This window comes from Drancourtella massiliensis, from assembly GCF_016900655.1.
Taxonomy (GTDB): Bacteria; Bacillota; Clostridia; order Lachnospirales; family Lachnospiraceae; genus Sellimonas; species Sellimonas catena.
In genome coordinates this window covers 105,957-127,642 of the sequence record NZ_JACJKH010000007.1, presented here as the reverse complement: position 1 = coordinate 127,642, position 21,686 = coordinate 105,957, and the positions used below count along the sequence as shown (strand labels likewise).

Here is a 21,686-nt window from a genome sequence, read left to right as displayed (position 1 = left end):
TGGCCTTGAGATGTGGATAACGGCTCCAAAGGAGACGCTTGTTGTGCAAAATAGCCACAATAACATACTCTGGCTGAAAAGCAGGGATTTCTAAAATTTATTCTTTACCGCTGTACTATCGAACATACGGTTGCAGTGCCGGGGCGGATGTGCTAAAATAAACCGGAAGAAGGAGGTCCCCATGAAAAAGGGAGATATCATTTTGATTCTTTTGATTTTGCTTGTAGCAGGATCGGCATTTGGAATATACAGAGCCTTTACCGGAAGCGGAGGCGGCGAAGCGGTCGTCTATGTAGACGGCGAAGAGGAGGGCAGATACAGTCTGAATGAAGATCAGACGATCGAGATCAATGGAGGGACAAATACACTTGTTATCGAAAATGGAAGCGCAAGTATGGAGAAGGCGGACTGTCCGGATCAGGTCTGTGTCCGTCACAGCGCAATTTCGAGAAATGGAGAAAGTATTATTTGCCTGCCTCACGAGGTTGTTGTATCGATTGAAGATGGAGAATCATCCGGAGCGGATGCGGTCGTGCAGTAAAAGAGGTGCAGTGTGGAAAGAAGAGGAGCAGGCCTGGCGTCATTTGGAGTGTTTGTGGCGCTGGCATTGATTTTCAGTTATATTGAGACGTTGATACCGTTTCAGATCGGGATTCCGGGGGTCAAGCTTGGACTTGCCAATATTGTGATTGTGATAGCACTTTACAGGATGCCTGTCAAAGAGGCATATCTCCTTTCCGTTGTGCGGGTGGTTCTGTCAGGATTTCTGTTCGGTAATCTGATGAGTATTCTTTACAGTCTGGCAGGAGGACTGTTGAGTCTGACTGTGATGTGGGGATTGAAGCATGTGAAATCAGTCAGTGTTCTGGGAGTGAGCATTGCCGGTGGTGTGTTCCACAATATCGGGCAGCTTCTGGCAGCGGCCCTTGTGGTGGAGACCTATGGCGTGTTTTCGTATGTTCCGGTGCTTCTGGTTTCCGGTCTGGTTACAGGACTTGTGATCGGGCTTGCATCCGGGGAAATGCTGAAAAGGATCAGGGGGATCCAGTTTTAATTGACGGAGGAAGAAAGATGATTTCATATATACGAGGGGAGCTTGCGGAGATTGGCGAGAACCATGTGGTTATTGATGTAGGAGGCGTCGGATACGGGATTTTCATGTCCGGAAGTGACATGTCCAGCCTTCCGAAGACTGGACAGGAAGTGAAGATCCATACGTATCTGCATGTGAAAGAAGATCTGATGCAGCTTTTTGGATTCCTGACAAAGGACGGACTGGAGGTCTTTAAGCTGATCATCGGGGTCAGCGGGATCGGCCCGAAGGGAGGTCTCAGCATCCTGACGCAGATGACACCGAATGATCTGCGGTTCGCAGTGATGGCGGGGGACGCAAAGGCCATTTCAAAGGCTCAGGGAATCGGAAAGAAGACAGCGGAAAAGTTGATTTTAGAGCTGAAAGACAAGCTGAAGCTTTCTGATACCATCGGACAGGAGACGGATGCGCCGTCTGTTCCGGGAAATGAAGAAGGAGCAGGGCGGATTCAGAACGAGGCAGTGGAAGCGCTGACAGCGCTGGGATATGGAAGTACCGAAGCATTCCAGGCAGTCAGAAACGTGGAGATCCATGAGGACAGTACCGTAGAAGATGTGCTGAAACAGGCCCTGCGGCAGATGGCACTGTTTTAATGGAGGAGGGCCGGGCAAAAGGGCGCGGTTCATTCAAATAACTATCCGGAAGGCAGAGAAGCATGAAGAAACGAATTATTACGACAGAAACACTGGAGGAAGACCAGAAGATTGAAGGCAGCCTCCGGCCTCAGTATCTGGAAGATTATATCGGACAGACAAAGGCGAAAGAAACGTTAAAGATTTATATAGAAGCGGCAAAGGCAAGAGGGGAAGCACTGGACCATGTGCTCTTTTACGGACCTCCGGGGCTGGGAAAGACGACTCTTGCCGGGATCATTGCCAATGAGATGGGAGTCAATATGAAAGTGACCTCCGGTCCGGCGATCGAAAAGCCTGGGGAGATGGCTGCGATTTTGAATAACCTGCAGGAGCGGGATGTGCTGTTTGTGGATGAGATCCACAGACTTAACCGGCAAGTGGAAGAGGTGCTGTATCCGGCCATGGAGGATTTTGCCATCGATATTGTGATCGGAAAAGGAGCAGGGGCAAGATCCATCCGTCTGGATCTCCCGAAGTTTACGCTTGTGGGGGCGACGACGAGAGCAGGAATGCTGACGGCGCCGCTTCGGGACCGGTTTGGTGTGGTGAACCGGCTGGAGTTTTATACGGCTGAGGATTTGCAGACGATTGTCCTGCGTTCCGCCCAGGTGCTCGGAGTTGAGATTGACCCGAAAGGAGCGCTTGAGATTGCGAGACGTTCCAGAGGGACGCCGCGTCTGGCCAACCGCCTTTTAAAACGGGTGCGGGATTTTGCGCAGGTTAAATATAATGGTGTGATTACCGAGGAAGTAGCAGTTTTTGCGCTGGATCTTCTGGAAGTGGACCGGTTCGGTCTGGATTATGCGGACCGGACGATTCTGACGACCATGATCGAAAAATTCGGAGGCGGGCCGGTAGGACTGGATACACTTGCAGCTGCCATCGGCGAGGATTCCGGTACGCTGGAGGATGTATATGAGCCTTTTCTCCTGAAAAACGGCTTTATTCAGAGGACTCCGAAAGGGAGGACGGCTACGGCTTTTGCATATCAGCATCTTGGATTTTCCATGGGAAAGGAAGAGTAAAATTCCCTTCCACGGAGAATATCAAAGAAAAAGGTTGGTTTTTCCAACCAGATCGTTTATAATGAATATCAGAGACTTCATATAGGAGGAGGAAGCACCGGCTATGGCAGCATCAAGAAATTATACCGAAGTTATCATTGATGGCAGGGTATTTACGCTGAGCGGCTTTGAGAGCGAGGAGTATCTTCAGAAAGTATCAAATTATCTGAATCACAAGATTGCAGAATGCAGTGAGAATGAAAGCTACAAAAAGCAGAGCAGCGACACAAAAAGCATCCTTCTTGCACTGAACATTGCGGACGATTATTTTAAAGCAAAGGAGCAGGGCTCGTCTCTTGAAATTGATATGGAATCGAAAGATAAAGAGATGTATGACTTAAAGCACGAATTGATCTCTGCGCAGATCAAGCTGGAAAATGCGGACAGGGCAATGGATAAGCTGAAGGAAGAAAATCAGGAGCTGCAGATGAAGATTGTGCAGTTGGAAACAGAAATGAAAAATCACCGAAAGAATTAGGGCTGTCGAAGGACAGCCTTTTTTCGAAGTAAGGCAGGAATAGAAAGAGATGAATAATAAGAAACAGAATAAAGAAGTGGAAATTCTCGCACCCGCGGGCACTTATGAAGCCTTTCAGGCGGCGATCCGTTCCGGAGCGGATGCAGTCTATGCAGGAGGGGACCTGTTTGGAGCCAGAGCGTATGCCGGGAATTTTGACCGGGAGACATTGATCCGGGCTATCCGAGAGGCACACCTTTACGGAAAGAAGCTGTATCTGACCGTCAACACACTGATCAAAGAGCGGGAGATGGAAGAACGTCTCTTTTCGTTTTTGAAGCCGTTTTATGAAAACGGTCTGGATGCGGTTCTGGTACAGGATCTGGGAGCGCTTTCCTTTATCCGGGAGCATTTCCCGGATCTTGCGCTTCATGCGAGCACCCAGATGTCTGTGGCAGGGGCTTCCGGAGCAGGATTTTTAAAGAAATACGGTGTGGAGCGGATTGTTCCGGCAAGGGAGCTTTCCCTTTCGGAGATCCGGAAGATGAAAGAGGAGACCGGGCTGGAGATCGAGTGCTTTGTCCACGGCGCGCTCTGCTATTCTTATTCCGGACAGTGCCTGTTCAGCAGCATGCTCGGTGGGCGGAGCGGCAACCGGGGACAGTGCGCGCAGCCGTGCCGTCTGAAATATCAGGTGGAAGGAATGAAGAAGCCATCCTGCATTCTGAGCCTGAAGGATATCATGGCTCTGGATGACATCCCGGATCTGATTGAGGCCGGAGTGGACTCTTTTAAAATTGAAGGACGGATGAAAAAGCCGGAGTATGTATCTGAGACCGCGCGGATGTACCGGAAATACGCAGACCTTTTCCTTGAGAAGGGAAGAGAGGGATACCGGGTGTCAGAAGAGGACAAAATGAGACTGATGGATCTGTATAACCGCGGCGGCAGCTGCAGGGGCTACTACCATATGCAGAACGGCCCGGAGATGATTTCGCCTGACAGGCCGAATCACGCCGGGATTCCGGCAGCCTGTGTGGAGCGGCAGAAGGGAAGGAGCCTTCTGTTAAAAGCACTCGCAGCGGTACAGAAAGGCGATGTTCTGGAAATCTCCGCCAAAGAAAATGTTACACTTGGACAGGACGTAAAAAAGGGCGGCCAGTTCCAGATTCTCGTGGCAAAGGGAACGGCAGTGAAGCCGAGAACGATTCTGTCAAGAGTCCGGAATGAAAGCCTGATCGGGGAGATCCGGGATCATCTGAAAACCGCTGATATCCGGCGTCCGGTGCAGGCGGAGGCAGTGTTCCGTGCCGGAGAGCCGTCCAGGCTGACTCTCAGGATGGGAAGCATCGAGGTCAGCGCCGAGGGCATGGTTCCGGAAGAGGCGAAAAAGCAGCCGCTGGACCGGGCGAGAGTGGAAAAGCAGCTTGGCAAGATGGGGAATACTCCGTTCCGGACAGAGAAGATGGCTGTTGAGATGGACGAAGGGATTTTCTTCCCGATGCAGGTTGTCAATGAGCTTCGCAGACAGGCGGCACAGAAGCTGGAAGATGCCATTCTGGGACAGTATGAAAGATCCTGTCCGGAGATACCGGAGAAAAAGGAGACCGGTACAACTGTCCGGGATCCGCATGCGAGGATGCTTTCTGTTCTTGTGCAGACAAGAGAACAGTTAGCTGCAGCGGTACAGGAGGAAGATGCAGGCCGTATCTACGTGGAAAGCCATCTGGCGGCCGACCTGTTTGCGTCCGGATCGGGAAGAGCGGAGATCCGGGCACTTTTTGAAACAAGGAAAGCCGAATGGTATCTTGTATTTCCTCACATTTTCAGAGAACAGGCCGAACGGCTCTACGACAGAATCTGGGGAGATCTGGAAGCGTTCCCGTGGAATGGTGCGCTCGTGAGAAATCTGGAATCTTTGTCATATCTGCAAAAAAAAGTATGGAAAAACAAGGTTCAGGCGGACCATCATTTGTATACATTGAACAAAAAAGCTGTAGAATTCTTGAAAAATGCAGGGATAAATGGTACAACAGTATCATTAGAGCTGAACAGCCAGGAGATTCGTGAAACCGTTTCCGGAGAAGAAGAGATGGTCGTATATGGATATGCTCCGATGATGATCAGCGCGGGATGCGTAAAAAAATCTACGGGACACTGCGATGGAAAAGCAGCTGTCACAAAACTGAAGGACCGGTATCAGAAGACATTTTATGTAAAAAATTATTGTGATACATGTTATAATATTATCTATAATACGGCGCCGCTTGTGCTGCTGGATCTGCTTCCGGAGATCGAACGGATCGGGATTGACAATGTCCGGCTGGAATTTTCGCTGGAGGACGCCGATGAGACAAGGAGAGTAATCAGGCTTTACGGGGACGGCTTCCTGAGAGACGGAGGGTATCCGCAGGCAGCAGAGCAGTTTGATGATTTTACGCGTGGACATTTTAAAAGGGGAATAAAGTAGGTGGCAATTTGTTTAATATTATAATGGAAATTTCAAAATATCTGATTCTGCTGATGATGGTAATCTATACTTTTGAGTGTTTCAGCGTGTTCGGATATCACGATGCTTATACGAAGATGTGGATTTTAAGGAGGCAGAGCATCTGGATCTTCATGATCCACTTCCTGGCATTTCTGACCCTGTTTCTGCGTATGCAGGAGGCCAGAATTCTCGTGTTTTATGTCATACAGGTAGCGCTTTTGGGATCAATTATTCTGCTTTATGGTTTTCTGTACCCGAAAGTGTCCAGACTGGTTGTCAACAATATGTGTATGCTTCTTGCGGTAGGATTTATCATGCTGACAAGGCTTTCATATAACAATGCGGTTAAGCAGGTAATTATTGTAGCGGCATCCGGTGTCATTTCGCTGTTTGTTCCGGTCATTATCCGGAAAGCCAGATTTTTAAGCAGACTGAAACTGGTCTATGCAGTGGTCGGTGTTGCGGCACTTGCCGCGGTTATTGTTGTAGGACGGGTATCAAACGGAGCCATGCTTGGATTTGAAGTGGCGGGAATCAGTGTGCAGCCGTCAGAACTCGTGAAGATTGTATTTGTATTTTTTGTGGCATCCAGTCTCTACAGGGCAAAGGATTTCAGAAATGTAGTTATCACAACGATCGTGGCGGCGCTGCATGTTCTGATTCTGGTCGCTTCTACAGACCTGGGAGCGGCACTGATTGTTTTTGTAGTGTACCTTGTGATGCTGTATGTGGCCACACGGCAGCCGCTCTATATTGCGGCAGGCGTGGGAGCCGGAAGTGTTGCTTCGGTAGCCGCATATTTTCTGTTTTCTCATGTGAGGACGAGGGTAACGGTTTGGAGAGACCCGTTCGCGGTCTATAATGAAGGGGGATATCAGGTGGCGCAGTCGCTGTTTGCGATCGGCACAGGAGGATGGTTCGGCCTTGGACTCTGCCAGGGACTTCCGGACAAGATTCCGGTTGTTACGACAGACTTTATTTTCTCCGCGATTGCGGAGGAACTGGGAGCTGTCTTTGCGATCTGCATCATTCTGATCTGTGTCAGCTGCTACATTATGTTTCTGAATATTGCGATGCAGTTAAGAGACAGCTTTTATAAACTGGTAGCGCTGGGACTTGGAACCTGTTATATCTTCCAGGTATTTCTTGCGATCGGCGGAGTAATCAAATTTATCCCGTCTACGGGTGTGACCCTGCCGCTTGTGAGCTATGGAGGAAGTTCCCTTTTAAGCACGATGATCATGTTTGCGATCATCCAGGGGCTGTATATTTTAAGAGAAGATGAGGAAGAGGATATTGAACGACAAAGAGAGAGACAATTACGGGCGAAGAGAAGACGGCAGGCACAGCAGACCGGAAGACCTCGATCAAATGGAACGAGGCCTTCAGCGGGAGCTCCGTCGGGAGATCGAAGAAGAAACTCTAAGAACCGGAACTCACAGCGTGTACGGAGACCGTAAGCCGGCTCCAAGGAAGCCCGGAAAGGCAGAAAAGAAGAAAGAACAGCAGGAAGAAAGGCGACGTGCCAAAAAGAAGAAAAAGGCGAACCGCCAGTATGTTTTTGTAACTTACTTTTTTGTTCTTCTTTTTGTGGGAATGATCGGCTATTTTTCCTATTTCAACGTGGTACAGGGAAGAGAAATTATCAATGATTCCAGAAATCCAAGGATGGATCTGTATGAAAACCAGGTGCTCCGGGGCTCGATTCTGGACAAGGATGGAAATGTCCTTGCCGAGTCTGTGGAAAATGAAGACGGCACCCAGACGAGAACCTATCCGTACGAAGAGCTTTTTGCCCATGTCGTCGGATATTCGGACAAAGGAAAGTCCGGTCTGGAGTCCTCGCAGAATTTCCAGCTTCAGACTTCAAATGTTTCGTTCCGGACAAAGCTTCTGAATGAATTCAGAGGGCGGAAAAGCGCAGGAAACAATATTACCACGACACTCGATACGGATCTCCAGCAGGCGGCTTACGATGCGCTCGGAAACAACCGGGGAGCAGTCGTGGCGATTGAGCCTAGTACGGGAAAGATCCTTGCGATGGTTTCCAAACCGTCCTACAATCCGAATACCATCGTGGAGGACTGGGAAAGCTTAAACGCAAACACGGAAGGAATTCTTGTCAACCGTGCGACGCAGGGACAGTATGCTCCGGGATCTACATTCAAGGTAGTGACAACTCTTGCGTATATGCGCCAGAATGCAAATTATCAGGATTATACCTACCGCTGTACAGGAGAAATCACAGCAGGGAAAAATGAAATTCACTGTTTTGGAAATGATGTGCATGGAACGGTCGATCTGGCAGATTCCCTGGCATATTCCTGCAACACATCGTTCTCCAACATCGGACTCAGCCTGGATATCGATGAGTTCCGCAATACGGCAGAGGATCTTCTGTTTGATTCAGAGCTTCCGTGTCCGCTTGTCTATAATGAAAGCAAATTCAATCTGCAGGACGATGATGGAGACGCTGCCATCGCCATGACGGCTTTTGGACAGGGAAAACTTCAGGTGAGTCCGTACCATATGGCGTTGATTACATCTGCCATCGCCAATAATGGAATTCTGATGCAGCCGTATCTGGTAGATCAGATTACAAGTGCAGAGGGCGAGACGGTAGAGAAATACGTTCCGGAGTCTTACAAAGAGCTGATGACCTCCGAGGAGGCAGCTCAGCTGACAGAATATATGCAGGGAGTTGTGGAATACGGAACAGCCCGTTCCCTGAATTCTCTTGGGGTTTCCATCGCAGGGAAGACAGGAACAAGTGAGTACAGTGATGATAAAGAGAAAACACACTCCTGGTTTATCGGATTTTCCAACGTGGACAATCCGGATCTTGCACTGGCTGTTGTGATCGAAAACTCCGACAGTACCGGTGATGTTGCGACGGATGTTGCGGGAGACGTCTTCGAGGCATTCTATGCGGAATAGAGGTGCTTTACAATGCGGTATTTGAAAGATCTGTATGTAAGTGAAGAATTAAAAGGCAGGGAAGAGGAGATAATGGAACATCTGGAAAAGAAAGAATTTCAGTTCCGGGTCTACCTGATTGCCCTGCCGGAAAATGAGAAAAATCAGCTGGAAATCTATCACAGCGGGATGCTGAATCAGGAATGGTACCGGGATAAGGATGTGTTTGTGGTAGGCCTGGCAAAGGGATATCTGCAGGCGCTGGAGCTTGTCCGGAAGATTGCCGAAGAGACAGTGGACAAGACAGGGGATGCGGATATCCGGCAGTATATTTTGAAGCGGCAGGGAAATTAGAATGATAATCGTACATATTTTACTGTGGATTCTAAAGATAGCAGGGATTTTACTTCTTCTTGTTCTGGGACTCCTTCTGCTTGGAATTCTGACGGTTCTGTTTGTGCCGGTCCGGTATGAACTGAGCGCGTCCGGAGACATTGAGGAGCCGGAAAAGATTACAGGAAAGATTTCCATCCGGTATTTTTTCCGACTGATCCGTTTTCAGGCAGCCTACGAAAATCAGAAATTTCACTGGATGGCGGGAATTGCATGGAAAAAGATCGGGCAGGATAAGAACGAGGAGCCGGAGGAAGAAATTCAGGAAAAAGAGACTCCTGAAAAGTACAAAGAGGATAAAAAAGTCCCTGGAAGACCTGAGGACGGTACAAGAGAACCGGAAGAGCAGGAAGGCAGAGGAAAAGAGAATGATTCCCGGAAGCGGGAAGCTGTAAAAAAAGAAAAGCCGGATCCGGAGAAGAAGCAGGAAGAAAAGAGCGCAAAAGAAAAGCCGCAAAGCCGGAAAGGCGAGAAAAAGGAATCCGGATGGCAGCGGATTTCCGGGAAAATCAAGTATACATTTCAAAGAATCTGTGATAAGATAAAGACGCTGTCCAAAACAAAAGACAGGATAGAAAAGTTTATCAAAGATGAAGTACATCAGGCTGCCTTCAAAAAGGGGAAGATAGTTCTGATTCATTTCATAAAGACATGGATGCCAAAAGAAGCGCGAGGGTATGTGGAGTATGGGTTTGACGATCCGTATTATACCGGGAAACTGCTTTCCTGGCTTGCGCTTTTCTACCCGTTCTTCGGGAAATGGCTTCAGATTGCACCTGATTTTGAAAAACCTGCATTAAATGGCAGTATATTTATCAAGGGACATCTTCGGATGAACCATCTGGCAGCAGCGGCTGTCAGGCTTGTGGCAGATAAGAATATCCGCAGTACCGCAAAAGAAGTACTGCATCTGTTAAAACGCCAGAAGAAGGAGGAATCATAAATGGCAGAGAGTAATTTCAAATCAACGATGGAAGCATTGTTCCACGGAATGGATAATGTGATTTCATCCAAGACGGTGGTCGGTGAGGCGATCCATGTAAAAGATACGATCATCCTCCCGCTTGTGGACGTGTCCTTTTCTGTAGGGGCAGGTTCTTTTACCGCAGATAAGAATGAAAAGGGAGCCGGTGGACTGGGAGGCAAGATGACTCCTTGCGCAGTGCTTGTGATTCAGAACGGGACGACAAGACTGGTTAATATTAAAAATCAGGATACGATCACAAAGATTCTGGACATGGTACCGGATCTCGTGGAGCGTTTCCGGACAAGAGACGAGAATAAGGTAACAGAAGAAGAAGTCAACGAGATTCTGGACGAAGGGAAAAAAGAAAACGAATAAAAGGCTGAAAAACTGCATATATAAAATCAAGAAACAAAACGGCAGGGATATCGAATGAAAAGAGTGATTGGATTTGCATGCTTTATGATCGCGGCAGGACTGATTCTTTCGATGTTCCTGCCGGGTCTGGTTTGGGATATCTGCATAACGGCAGTATTTCTCGTACTGGGCTATGTTTTTTTCTGCTGCTGATAAAAATTAAGAAACAAAAAAACCAGGATGACAAGATTCCTGGTTTTTTTTGTATGCAGAACTTATGCTCTTTCTACTTTTCCGGATTTTAAGCAGGATGTACATACGTACATTCTCTTTGCTCCGCCTTCTGTTTTAACACGAACAGATTTTACATTAGATTTCCACATTTTTGGTGTTTTTCTATGAGAGTGGCTGACATTGTTTCCAAAATGAGCCCCTTTTTCGCAAATAGCACATTTCGCCATGATTACACCTCCTAACGCTCTTACTAGTCCTCAAATTGAGGACTCACAACACTAACTATGATATCAGATATATACCGGAAATGCAAGAGTTTATTTCCCGGAAATCATAATTTTTTCACTGTTTTACAGATAACATGAAGAGATGATGTTGTAAAATGTGTGTAAACAAGGTATAATAAAGCAGAATACTTCATGGAAAGAACTGAAAAAAGTATAGATAAGAATTGGAGGTATCTTAGTATGAAAGGCAGCATGAGTACGGAACTGGGAATCATCACCATTTCACCGGAAGTGATCGCCAAATATGCAGGCTCTGTCGCAGTAGAGTGCTTTGGAATCGTGGGGATGGCGGCAGTCAACATGAAAGACGGACTTGTAAGACTGCTGAAAAAAGACAGCCTTACACACGGTATCCAGGTAGAGCTTACGGAAGATAACAGAATCCGCCTTGATTTCCATGTTATTGTTGCATACGGGGTCAGTATTTCGGCTGTTACGGATAACCTGATCAGCAATGTAAAATATAAAGTCGAAGAATTTTCCAATATGCCGGTTGACAAGATCAATGTCTATATTGAAGGCGTACGGGTAATCGATTAATGTGGGAGGAACTTTGAGGTGGAAATTAAAACGATAAATGCAGACATGCTTGCGAAGATGTTCTTGGCAGGCGCACAGAATATTGAGGCAAAAAAAGAGTACATCAATGAGCTGAATGTATTCCCTGTTCCGGACGGGGATACCGGTACGAACATGTCCATGACCATCATGTCGGCGGCAAAGGAAGTACGGGCGCTGGACAATCCGGGAATGAAGGAGCTGTCAAAGGCGATTTCAGGCGGTTCGCTGCGCGGTGCCAGAGGAAATTCAGGGGTTATTCTCTCTCAGCTTCTTCGTGGATTTACCAAGTCCATCCAGGATGAGACGGAGATTGATGCTGCGGGGATTGCAGCTGCATGCATCCGTGCAAAAGAGACCGCATACAAGGCGGTTATGAAACCAAAAGAGGGTACGATCCTTACCGTGGCAAGAGGAATTGCGGAAAAAGCGGAGGAACTTGCTTTTGAGACCGATGATCTTGCGGAAATCTTCCCGAAGATTCTGGATCATGCACAGGAAGTACTGAATCAGACTCCGGAAATGCTCCCGGTATTAAAAGAGGCGGGAGTTGTGGATTCCGGCGGACAGGGACTTCTGGAAGTCTTAAGAGGAGCGTATGACGCATTTCTTGGGAAAGAAATTGACTATTCATCGATTGAGCCGTCTGCGGCGCCGTCAGCGTCTGCTGTGCGTAAAGCGCCGATGGAGGAGACGGATATCAAATTCGGCTACTGCACAGAGTTTATTATCTTGACAGGACGGGAGTTTTCTGAACAGGAGGAGCAGGACTTCAAGGCATATCTGGAGTCCATCGGTGACTCGATTGTCTGTGTGGCAGATGACGAAGTTGTAAAAGTGCATGTACACACAAACGATCCGGGACTTGCCATTCAGAAAGCGCTGACTTACGGACAGCTGACACGGATGAAGATCGACAATATGCGCGAGGAGCATCATGAGAGAGTCATTCAGGAAGCGGAAAAGCTTGCAGCGCAGGAAAAAGTGAAAAAGCAGGAGAAAAAAGAGAGAAAGAAAACCGGTTTTATCGCGGTCTCCATTGGCGAGGGCATGAATGAGATTTTCAGAGAAATCGGAGTGGATTATATCATTGAGGGCGGACAGACCATGAATCCGAGTACCGATGATATGCTTCAGGCGATTGATGAAGTGAATGCCGACACGATCTTTATCCTGCCGAATAATAAAAATATTGTACTTGCCGCAAATCAGGCAAGAGATCTCACAAGAGATAAAGATATCATTGTGATTCCGACCAGGACAGTACCTCAGGGAATTACAGCAGTGATCAGCTTTTCGCCGGAAGAAGACGTGGATACGAATGAGCAGATGATGCTTGAGGCTATCCAGACTGTAAAGACAGGTCAGGTGACCTATGCAGTGCGTGACACCAGAATCGGAGAAAAGGAGATCCATGAAGGAGATATTATGGGAATTGGCGATGAGGGAATTCTCTCCGTAGGTTCTTCTATCTCCGAAACATCCAAAGAACTTCTGGAGAAACTGGTGACAGAAGATTCGGAACTCATCAGTATTTATTACGGTGAAGACATTTCCGAGGAAGAAGCGGAGCGTTTTGTTTCTGAAGTTGAGGAAGCGTATCCGGATCTCGATGTCGATGCACACCGTGGCGGACAGCCGATTTATTACTATGTGATGTCGGTCGAATAAGTAAAGATAAAATAGAAGAAACAGAAAAGGATACTTCGAAAAAGTATCCTTTTCCTGTATAAAGGAGAGAAATACATGAATGAGCATTCTCCAGTCAGAGAAATCAAAGGGATCGGAGAAAAAACAGAAAAGCTGTTTCAGAAGATGGGAGTTTATACAGCAGGAGATCTTCTACGCTATTATCCGAGAACCTATGACATTTATGAGGCCCCGGTTCCGGTGAGTGAACTGGAGGAAGGGACAGTTGCTGCCGTGGAAGGCTGTGTTTTTGGGAGTGTCCAGGTTTCACCGAACAGGAAGCTCCAGACTGTAAGCGCCCTGATCCGGGATCTGACGGGAACTTTGAAAGTCCTCTGGTTCCGGATGCCGTTTCTGCGCAATACGCTCCGGTCCGGAAGCCGGATTATTGTCAGAGGCAGGGTGGTGAATAAACGGGGCGGACTCGTGATGGAGCATCCGGAAATCTTTCAGCCTGTGGAGAAATATCAGGAAAAGCTCAATACGATGCAGCCGGTGTATCCGCTGACTGCAGGGCTTTCCAATCTGACGGTCATGAAGGCGGTCCGGGAAGCGCTGGAACATATTCATCTGCAGCGGGAAACGATTCCCGAAAGCATCAGGCAGAGATACCATCTGTGCGAGTACAATTACGCTCTCAGGGGCATCCATTTTCCGGCAGATAAAACGATGTACATGTATGCGAGAAAACGGCTTGTCTTTGAAGAATTTCTGGAATTCCTTCTGGCCATCCGCCAGATGAAAGAAGAAAAAGAGATGAGTGTGAATGGCTGTCGGATGGAAAAAAAGCAGGAAGTGGACGATTTTCTGTCACAGCTTCCGTTTGAACTGACAAATGCGCAGAAAAAAGTCTGGAAGGAAATACGGAAGGATATGCAGGGGGATTACACCATGTCCCGTCTTGTACAGGGCGACGTAGGATCCGGTAAGACGATCGTGGCCGTGCTTGCGCTTCTGGAAGCGGCCTGCAACGGGTATCAGGGAGCGATGATGGCTCCGACGGAAGTGCTTGCAAGGCAGCATTACCAGTCCATCTGCGAAATGTTTGAGCAATATGGAATTCCGTTTCGCACGGAGCTTCTGACCGGTTCCATGAAGGCAAAAGAGCGCCGGGAGGCGTACGAGCGGATTGAAACAGGAGAATCACAGATTATTATCGGTACCCATGCCCTGATTCAGGAGAAAGTAAATTACCGCAATCTGGGACTTGTCATTACGGATGAGCAGCACCGGTTTGGAGTCAGACAACGGGAGGCTCTGGCAAAGAAGGGAAACATGCCGCACATTCTGGTTATGAGTGCCACTCCGATTCCGAGAACACTTGCGATTATCATCTATGGAGATCTGGATCTTTCTGTCATCGATGAGCTTCCGAAAGACCGTCTGCCAATCAAAAACTGTGTGGTGGATACCGGATACCGGGAGACGGCCTACCGCTTTATGAAAAAGCAGGTGGAAGAGGGAAGACAGTGCTACGTCATCTGTCCGATGGTGGAAGAAAGCGAAGCCATGGAGGCGGAAAATGTCATTGATTACTCCACGATGCTGTCCGAACGGATGGGGCCGGAAGTGACGGTAGGTTATCTTCACGGGAAGATGAAACAGACGCAGAAAGATGAAATCATGGAGAAGTTTGCCCAAAACCAGATTCAGATTCTTGTCTCTACGACAGTTGTGGAAGTGGGGATCAATGTACCGAATGCCACGGTGATGATGGTGGAGAATGCGGAGCGTTTCGGCCTGGCACAGCTTCACCAGCTGCGCGGACGCGTTGGCCGTGGGGCGTTTCAGTCCTACTGCATTTTTATGACGGCATCCAGGGCGAAAGAGACGAAAAAACGGCTGGATATCCTCAATCATTCCAATGACGGATTTTATATCGCGGGGGAAGATTTAAAGCTGAGAGGCCCGGGAGACCTGTTCGGAATCCGACAGAGCGGACTGATGGAATTTAAACTGGGAGATATCTTTCAGGATGCAGGGATTCTTCAGATGGCGGCAGAAGCCGCGTCATCGGAAGAAATCAGGGAATTTCCTGTATATGGAAGGGCAGACCGGGATAATATTCATGTACTGTAAGACGGCCAAAAAGGCCGTCTTTTTCTGATTTACATACGGTTATTCATCCCAGCCCTCGTAAAAACGTATATTGACAGCGATATTCCGGACGATATCTCCATCCTGTGTCTTGATATCTTCCGGATCGGTAATCGGCGGCAAAACAGGATCGTTCTCCTCCAGCTCTACGCTGATCCACGTTCTGGCAGCTTCGTTGGCATTGTCAACGGCATCGTCCAGAGTATCTCCGGATGCTTCGCAGCACTCCAGATCCGGAAAAAACGCATGATAGCGTCCATCTTCTTTTTTACGGAAAACCGCAGGGTATATAAATATCATGATAGTTGTCCTCCTTTTTTCAACATATTTATATAATAGTAGATCGGGAGGAAAATGCAATACATTTCGGGAACAAATTGTTTTTCCTGTTTTTACCAGAGTATTTCACAAAAATGTTCATATACTATGAATGTAACAAAAAGTTACAAAAAAACACATGACGATAAAGGAGGACATTATCATGACAAATCGTTCATCTAATAAAGCAGCCGTACCAGAAGCAAAAGGTGCTTTAGACAAATTCAAATATGAGGTGGCAAACGAACTCGGTGTTCCGTTAACAGACGGATACAACGGAGACCTTACTTCCAGACAGAACGGATCTGTCGGCGGTTATATGGTCAAGAAGATGATCGAAGAACAGGAAAGACAGATGGCTGGTAAATAACTCTTTCTGAACAAAAGAATGTGACATGTGAAAAAGGCATCCCTGCTTCCCAAAACGGAAAGGAAGGATGCCTTTTTTCCTGGGATGTATAATTTCCGCCATATCCGCTATTTTTTTGAAAAGTATCGATGTACCAGAAAAAATGTATCAAAACGAAAAAAAGTAGTTGCATATTTTGAAAAAATGTATATAATAATATTTGTGCCTGTTGGAGAGACATCATGGTAAGACATCGTGCAGGACAGGCCGGAATAGCTCAGTCGGTAGAGCACTTCACTCGTAATGAAGGGGTCGTCGGTTCAAGTCCGATTTCCGGCTTACAGAAGAAAAGAGTCGTAATTTCAGGAGATTCACAGGATTCCGGAAGTTACGGTTCTTTTTTGCTATAAGAGGAAAAGTTAATATAGAAAAGAGGAACGAAAATGAGAACAATGGAATTTAAAATGGAGCGTCCGGGGCTGATCGAAGAAGGACAGGAAGCAGAAATTACGGAACTGCAGGCGCTTGGAGGCTACAGTTATCTGATCGAACCGTCTGTAGCAATGAGCGGTCTGTATAAAAGCTGGGACCGCCTGAAAGCAAGAAAAGGAACCGTAAAAGAAATCAAAGAAACAGACCGGGGATATTATGTAACAATGGAATTTCCGGAATAGGAGACACAGCCGGAAACGGGGATGCGCAAGAAATCCTGCGTGTTTCCAATGTATTTTGACAGCAGATAGAAGGTGTGCTAAGATAGTGAACGTAGCTTAAAATGTATTATGAAAGGAATGAAAGTACCGATGAGGAGGAGAGTGCATAAGTTATTGGGGATCGGCCTTAGTTTATGCCTGGTTTTGGGAGGAGCTTTTGGCCCGGCATTAACAGGATATGCGGAAGATACTGCCCGGGACGAGATTGTGACTTTAGATACATCAGAGGGGACACAGACCGCACAGGAAGAAACTGCACAATCTGAGGCACAGACTGCACAGAATGAAGAAACCAATACGGATGTAGAGGAGAACGGGGGTTCCGGGCAGGAGGAGACCGGGCCGGACAGTGCAGGGGAACAGGAAACTGCTCAGGCAGCAGAAGAAACGACAGGGAGCGAAAGCACAGAGACGACTGTACCGGAGGCGGTAACCGAAGAAGCAGTTACGGCAGAAACAGCCGAGTCAGAAGCTGCAGAGGTGCAGGAGACAGAGCCGGAAGAATTAAAGGAAAACAGCTTCCGTTATCAGAACGGTGAACTGATTCATCAGCCGCAGGTTTATTCCAGAGCGGCAGCCTATCCGTATGCATGGGAGAAAGTAAATGGAAAATATATGAACAGCATCGGACAGGTGATTGAAGGAGCAACAAAGAAGGGAATCGACGTCAGCCACCATCAACGTGTTGATTGGCAGAAAGTGAAAAACGATGGAATTGATTTTGCCATTATTCGATGTGGTTACGGTGGTAATTACACTTATCAAGATGATAAACAATGGTTATACAATGTTTCCGAATGTGAACGCTTAGGAATTCCATATGGGGTATATCTCTATTCTTATGCTAGCACTGTAGCGGATGCTAGAAGCGAGGCTGCCCATGCCCTGCGTCTGTTGAAAGGACATAATCCAACATATGGAGTGTATTATGATTTGGAGGATGATACGACGGCATCGGCAAGTAACACAACGATTGGACAGATGGCAAAAACGTTTTGTGATCAAGTGTCAGCAGCAGGCTATAAAGTAGGAATTTATGCTAACAAGAACTGGTGGGAAACACGACTGACTTCTTCTGTTTTTAAGAACGAGAAATGGTTGAAGTGGGTGGCGCAATATAATACCTCTTGCACATATCGGGGAGATTATGATATCTGGCAGTGTAGCTCTGAGGGAAGTGTTAATGGTATTTATAATGCAACTGGGCAGGCAGCCGTTGTAGATATTAATTTCCTTATGGAAAATTCTTCTTTGGATGAAAACTCAGTAAACGTAGCTGACAGAAATCTCATCTCAGGCAGTGCCCATGTGCAGGACTATGGCTGGATGGCTGCCAAAAAGAATGGCTACCAGATCGGAGTGACCGGAGAGTCAAAACGGATGGAAGCATTCAGGATCAGCATTGGAAGCGGCTACGGAGATCTGGGTATAAGGTATGCTTCTTTCGTGGAAGACAAGGGCTGGCAGAATTATGTCACTGGCGGACAGAACGGAAATGCGGGACAGGTATCCGGTACGACAGGACAGAACAGAGCCGTTCAGGCAGTGAAGATTGAGCTGACCGGAACGCAGGCAAAAAATTATGATATTTATTATCGTGCCCATGTACAGGACTATGGCTGGCTTGGCTGGGCAAAAAACGGTGCCGCAGCGGGAACAACCGGCTATGAGAAACGGATGGAGGCTCTTCAGATTGCAGTAGTTCCAAAAGGATCCGCTGCGCCGGGATCTACTTCCAATGTCTACAAAGAGAAGGCGGTAACCGGAGGAGTCGGTTATGAGACTCACATGCAGACATACGGCTGGAGAGCGATGACGCTTAACGGTGCAACAGGCGGTGTCGTTGGCGAGTCCAAACGAATGGAAGCCTTCAAGGTAGATCTTCTGTACCCGCAGTACAGCGGAGATGTCGAATACAGATCCTATGTGCAGAACAAAGGCTGGCTTGGCTGGGTGAAAAACGGTACAATGAGCGGAACTTCTGGACAGGGACTCCGCATGGAGGCGGTTCAGATCCGTTTAACCGGCGAGATGGCAAAGAAATATGATATTTACTATCGCGTACATACACAGGACTTCGGCTGGCTTGGCTGGGCGAAAAACGGAGCAGGTGCAGGATCGTCCGGATACAGCAGACGGATTGAAGGAATTCAGATCAAGCTTGTGGCAAAAGGAGCAGCAGCTCCTGGAAGCACCTCCGGGGCATTCAAAGACAGAACTACGATTCAGAACGTAGTATACCAGGCTCATATGCAGGATTATGGCTGGTATACAACTGCATTTAACGGTTCAACCGGCGGTGTTACCGGCGTTGCAAAGCGGATGGAAGCTTTGAAAATCAGCCTTGAAAATACAGCATACACCGGTGGAATCCAGTACCGGGCACATGTCCAGAATATCGGCTGGCAGAGCTGGAAGAGCAATGGAGCTGTTTCCGGAACAGAAGGGAAGAAACTTCGGATGGAAGCGGTTCAGATTCAGCTGACCGGTGAAATGGCAAAGAAATATGACATCTATTACCGGGTGCATGTACAGGATTATGGCTGGCTTGGCTGGACGAAAAACGGAGCAAAGGCCGGCACGGAAGGACTAAACAGGCGGATGGAAGGAATTCAGATTCAGCTTGTAGAAAAAGGAAAAACAGGTCCGACAGGCGGCGGAACTGCATTCCGTACAAAATAAATGGATAAAGAAAAGGGCAGGATCACAAGAGAAGGATCCTGCCCTTTCTGCAGGAGTTCTTCACAGGACTTTCCGGCAGAGACGTTCCAGAAGCCCGATGACCGCATACAGGACCATCGCCATGATACAAAGAAGGATGATAGACATTAACAGCCAATCCATTTTAAATACCTGGCTGGAGTAGATGATCAGATATCCAAGCCCTTCTCTGGCTGCCAGAAATTCACCGATGATGACACCGACAAGGCAGAGACCAATGTTTACCTTCATGTTGCTGATAATGGCAGGTACGGCAGACGGCAGCACGACTTTGGTAAGGGCATGCAAGGATGTACCATGGAGGGTGTAGATCAGCTTGAGTTTATTTTTATCCGTCCCTGTAAAGCAGGTGTAAAGTGTCATAATGCTTCCAAAGACAGCCACAGACATTCCGGCCACAATAATTGTTGTCCGGTCTGCGCCAAGCCATACAATGAGAAGCGGTGCAAGAGCAGACTTTGGAAGACTGTTTAAAACGACCAGATAAGGCTCCAGAACCGCGGAAAGTTTTCTGGAAAACCAGAGCAGGACAGCAGCAAGGATGCTGATGCCGGTGACAAGAAGAAAACTGACGATCGTTTCATACAGCGTGACCGAAAGATGCGGGAAAATACTCTTATCCGCTGCCATAGATAAGAAACAGGTTAGAATTTTGGATGGGCTGCTGAAAATAAAAGAATCGATGATTCCCTCGCCTGCAGTCCATTCCCAGAGAACAAGAAAGAGGACCAGAACGGCGATGCGGAAAAACAGGACAAGGCGCCGTTCTTTTTTTCGGGCGGCAAGATAAGATGACTGGGAAGCAGAAAGATCAGTCTGTTTGGTTTTCATGTTGATTCAGCTCCTTCCAGATCAGATTAAAATAGGTTTTAAACTCCGGTGCGTTCCGCCGGTTCAGCGGGGTATCGTCTGCAGGTTTTGGAAAACCGAAATGTAAGCTGACTGTGGTTTTCAGAGAAGCAGGGCGGCTGGAAAGTACAAGGATGCGGTCTGCCAGACTGATGGCTTCGGAAAGATCATGGGTTACCAAAAGGGCGGTCTTTCCTTCGCGGCGGATGATCTGGCCGATGTCGTCACTGACATTGAGCCGCGTCTGGTAGTCGAGAGCGGAAAACGGCTCATCTAGCAGGAGAACTTCCGGATTTAATATCAGCGTGCGGACAAGTGCGGCTCTCTGCCGCATCCCGCCGGAAAGCTCGGAAGGGCGGGAAGACTGAAACTGTCCCAGACCATAAGCATCCAGAAGTTCATGGGCCCTTTTTTTTACTTCCGGATTCAGGGAATGCTGAATTTCGGGACCGAGGAGCACATTCCGGTAAATGCTGCGCCATTCAAGCAGCTCATCTCTCTGAAGCATATATCCGATTTTATCCTTTTGTTCCTCAATCGGCTTTCCGTGCAGGAGAATTTCCCCCTTTTCAGGCTGTAACAGACCGGAAATAAGAGAGAGAAGGGTGGACTTGCCGCATCCGGAGGGCCCGACAACAGCAAGAAATTCACCCTGGTTTACGGAAAAAGAGATATCGTAAAGAGCAGGAGTCTCCCCTTTTAATGTATGATAGGAATGGCTGATATGATTGATGCTCAGGATGGTATCCATATTGCTGACCTCCTTCTATTTATATCATAATGTATGTTGACAGAGAAAAAGATGTGAATTATAACTATCAGTAGAATAAAAGCCGAAAAGGAGAAACCATGCAGGAGCAGAAGAAAAACTATCAAAAAGAACTGGAAAAAATACTGGAAAAAATCGGGAAGGAAGAGCAGGTTCCGACCCTTTTGCTTCACAGCTGCTGCGGGCCGTGCAGCAGTTATGTGATGGAGTATCTTTCAGATTATTTCCGGATCGCGGTTTTTTACTTTAACCCGAATATCACAGAGGAAGCGGAATACCGGAAACGGGCAGAAGAGCAGAGACATCTGATTGAGCGGATGAATGAGAAACTGAAGTATCCGGTTTCTTTTCTTGAAGGAGACTATGATGCGCATGTTTTTTTTGACATGGCAAAGGGAATGGAACAGCTTCCGGAAGGAGGAGAGCGCTGTTTTCGCTGCTATGAGATGCGGCTTCGCCGGACGGCCGAAGAGGCAAAGAAAAGGAAGATGGATTTCTTTACGACGACTCTTTCCATCAGTCCGATGAAGAATGCGCAGAAACTCAACGAAATCGGACAGAAGCTGCAGGAAGAATACGGGGTTTCTTACCTGTTTTCTGATTTCAAAAAGAAGAATGGATATAAGCGCTCCGTGGAACTTTCCGGGGAATACGGACTCTACCGCCAGGATTACTGCGGGTGTGTCTTTTCAAAAAGAGACAGAAATAATTCTTTACAAACAGAATAAAATT

At 47.5% G+C, this 21,686-nt stretch carries 23 protein-coding genes and 1 tRNA gene; 20 read left to right on the top strand and 4 right to left on the bottom strand.

Annotated elements, in window-relative coordinates; genetic code table 11:
• Positions 1-181: 181 nt before the first annotated feature.
• The 12 genes from H6A32_RS05730 to H6A32_RS05675 all read left to right on the top strand — a co-directional run bounded on the left by H6A32_RS05730 (position 182) and on the right by H6A32_RS05675 (position 10,583).
• The gene (locus H6A32_RS05730) at positions 182-541 is read left to right on the top strand and encodes a NusG domain II-containing protein (RefSeq protein ID WP_087169235.1); all 360 of its coding nucleotides are present in this window, start codon (positions 182-184) and stop codon (positions 539-541) included.
• Positions 542-553: 12 nt separating this feature from the next.
• Positions 554-1,054 (top strand): Gx transporter family protein, encoded by a 501-nt coding sequence (locus tag H6A32_RS05725; protein WP_242958881.1) that lies wholly within the window; start codon positions 554-556, stop codon positions 1,052-1,054.
• A 17-nt stretch (positions 1,055-1,071) separates the two neighbouring features.
• Positions 1,072-1,686: a Holliday junction branch migration protein RuvA gene (gene ruvA / locus H6A32_RS05720; protein ID WP_087252074.1), complete on the top strand. Its 615-nt coding sequence runs from the start codon at positions 1,072-1,074 to the stop codon at positions 1,684-1,686.
• 62 nt (positions 1,687-1,748) lie between these two features.
• A complete protein-coding gene (ruvB, locus tag H6A32_RS05715; RefSeq protein WP_191427583.1) occupies positions 1,749-2,753 on the top strand; it encodes a Holliday junction branch migration DNA helicase RuvB in 1,005 nt (334 codons plus the stop codon).
• 103 nt (positions 2,754-2,856) lie between these two features.
• Positions 2,857-3,270 (top strand): cell division protein ZapA, encoded by a 414-nt coding sequence (locus H6A32_RS05710; protein ID WP_087169232.1) that lies wholly within the window; start codon positions 2,857-2,859, stop codon positions 3,268-3,270.
• Positions 3,271-3,319: 49 nt separating this feature from the next.
• Entirely contained in the window at positions 3,320-5,719 is a 2,400-nt protein-coding gene (locus tag H6A32_RS05705; RefSeq protein WP_204863908.1) for a U32 family peptidase, read from the top strand.
• 23 nt (positions 5,720-5,742) lie between these two features.
• Positions 5,743-7,200: an FtsW/RodA/SpoVE family cell cycle protein gene (locus tag H6A32_RS05700; protein ID WP_346342249.1), complete on the top strand. Its 1,458-nt coding sequence runs from the start codon at positions 5,743-5,745 to the stop codon at positions 7,198-7,200.
• The gene (locus tag H6A32_RS05695; protein ID WP_343215461.1) at positions 7,112-8,677 is read left to right on the top strand and encodes a peptidoglycan D,D-transpeptidase FtsI family protein; all 1,566 of its coding nucleotides are present in this window, start codon (positions 7,112-7,114) and stop codon (positions 8,675-8,677) included. The genes H6A32_RS05700 and H6A32_RS05695 overlap by 89 nt, the downstream gene beginning before the upstream one ends.
• Before the next feature lie 12 nt (positions 8,678-8,689).
• Complete coding sequence (locus H6A32_RS05690; protein WP_087169229.1) at positions 8,690-9,010, top strand: hypothetical protein; 321 nt, start codon at positions 8,690-8,692, stop codon at positions 9,008-9,010.
• Position 9,011: 1 nt separating this feature from the next.
• Positions 9,012-9,992 carry a DUF2953 domain-containing protein gene (locus H6A32_RS05685; protein ID WP_087169228.1) on the top strand — a complete coding sequence of 327 codons (981 nt, stop codon included), beginning with the start codon at positions 9,012-9,014 and terminating at the stop codon, positions 9,990-9,992.
• Positions 9,993-10,391, top strand: coding sequence for a GerW family sporulation protein (locus H6A32_RS05680; protein WP_087169227.1), 399 nt, complete (start codon positions 9,993-9,995; stop codon positions 10,389-10,391).
• 54 nt (positions 10,392-10,445) lie between these two features.
• A complete protein-coding gene (locus H6A32_RS05675) occupies positions 10,446-10,583 on the top strand; it encodes a hypothetical protein (protein WP_158099192.1) in 138 nt (45 codons plus the stop codon).
• 62 nt (positions 10,584-10,645) lie between these two features.
• On the opposite strand, the gene rpmB is transcribed toward H6A32_RS05675, so the two are convergent.
• The gene (gene rpmB, locus H6A32_RS05670; protein ID WP_024732358.1) at positions 10,646-10,831 is read right to left on the bottom strand and encodes a 50S ribosomal protein L28; all 186 of its coding nucleotides are present in this window, start codon (positions 10,829-10,831) and stop codon (positions 10,646-10,648) included.
• Between the two features lie 240 nt (positions 10,832-11,071).
• Here rpmB and H6A32_RS05665 point away from each other — a divergent pair, with 240 nt between their 5' ends.
• The 3 genes from H6A32_RS05665 (at position 11,072) to recG (ending at position 15,217) form a co-directional block, all read left to right on the top strand.
• On the top strand, positions 11,072-11,431 hold the full coding sequence (locus tag H6A32_RS05665; RefSeq protein WP_087169226.1) for an Asp23/Gls24 family envelope stress response protein: 360 nt from the start codon (positions 11,072-11,074) through the stop codon (positions 11,429-11,431).
• Between the two features lie 18 nt (positions 11,432-11,449).
• Positions 11,450-13,120 (top strand): DAK2 domain-containing protein, encoded by a 1,671-nt coding sequence (locus tag H6A32_RS05660; protein ID WP_087169225.1) that lies wholly within the window; start codon positions 11,450-11,452, stop codon positions 13,118-13,120.
• Between the two features lie 75 nt (positions 13,121-13,195).
• Positions 13,196-15,217, top strand: a complete 2,022-nt coding sequence (recG, locus tag H6A32_RS05655; protein WP_204863907.1) for an ATP-dependent DNA helicase RecG — start codon at positions 13,196-13,198, stop codon at positions 15,215-15,217.
• A 39-nt stretch (positions 15,218-15,256) separates the two neighbouring features.
• On the opposite strand, the gene H6A32_RS05650 is transcribed toward recG, so the two are convergent.
• Positions 15,257-15,535 (bottom strand): type II toxin-antitoxin system HicB family antitoxin, encoded by a 279-nt coding sequence (locus H6A32_RS05650; RefSeq protein WP_087169223.1) that lies wholly within the window; start codon positions 15,533-15,535, stop codon positions 15,257-15,259.
• 181 nt (positions 15,536-15,716) lie between these two features.
• On the opposite strand from H6A32_RS05650, the gene H6A32_RS05645 reads away from it, so the two are divergent.
• The 4 genes from H6A32_RS05645 (at position 15,717) to H6A32_RS05630 (ending at position 19,297) form a co-directional block, all read left to right on the top strand.
• Positions 15,717-15,923 carry an alpha/beta-type small acid-soluble spore protein gene (locus H6A32_RS05645; RefSeq protein ID WP_087169222.1) on the top strand — a complete coding sequence of 69 codons (207 nt, stop codon included), beginning with the start codon at positions 15,717-15,719 and terminating at the stop codon, positions 15,921-15,923.
• Positions 15,924-16,168: 245 nt separating this feature from the next.
• A tRNA-Thr gene (locus tag H6A32_RS05640) sits at positions 16,169-16,241 on the top strand.
• A 104-nt stretch (positions 16,242-16,345) separates the two neighbouring features.
• Positions 16,346-16,576 (top strand): hypothetical protein, encoded by a 231-nt coding sequence (locus H6A32_RS05635; protein ID WP_191434271.1) that lies wholly within the window; start codon positions 16,346-16,348, stop codon positions 16,574-16,576.
• Between the two features lie 141 nt (positions 16,577-16,717).
• Positions 16,718-19,297 carry a GH25 family lysozyme gene (locus H6A32_RS05630; protein WP_204863906.1) on the top strand — a complete coding sequence of 860 codons (2,580 nt, stop codon included), beginning with the start codon at positions 16,718-16,720 and terminating at the stop codon, positions 19,295-19,297.
• 60 nt (positions 19,298-19,357) lie between these two features.
• Here the strand turns inward: H6A32_RS05630 and H6A32_RS05625 are convergent, their stop codons facing one another.
• Positions 19,358-20,167 (bottom strand): ABC transporter permease, encoded by an 810-nt coding sequence (locus tag H6A32_RS05625; RefSeq protein WP_087169219.1) that lies wholly within the window; start codon positions 20,165-20,167, stop codon positions 19,358-19,360.
• Positions 20,148-20,936 carry an ABC transporter ATP-binding protein gene (locus H6A32_RS05620; RefSeq protein ID WP_087169218.1) on the bottom strand — a complete coding sequence of 263 codons (789 nt, stop codon included), beginning with the start codon at positions 20,934-20,936 and terminating at the stop codon, positions 20,148-20,150. The genes H6A32_RS05625 and H6A32_RS05620 overlap by 20 nt, the downstream gene beginning before the upstream one ends.
• Positions 20,937-21,034: 98 nt before the next feature.
• On the opposite strand from H6A32_RS05620, the gene H6A32_RS05615 reads away from it, so the two are divergent.
• Positions 21,035-21,682 (top strand): epoxyqueuosine reductase QueH, encoded by a 648-nt coding sequence (locus H6A32_RS05615; protein WP_087169217.1) that lies wholly within the window; start codon positions 21,035-21,037, stop codon positions 21,680-21,682.
• The last annotated feature ends 4 nt before the right edge of the window (positions 21,683-21,686 follow it).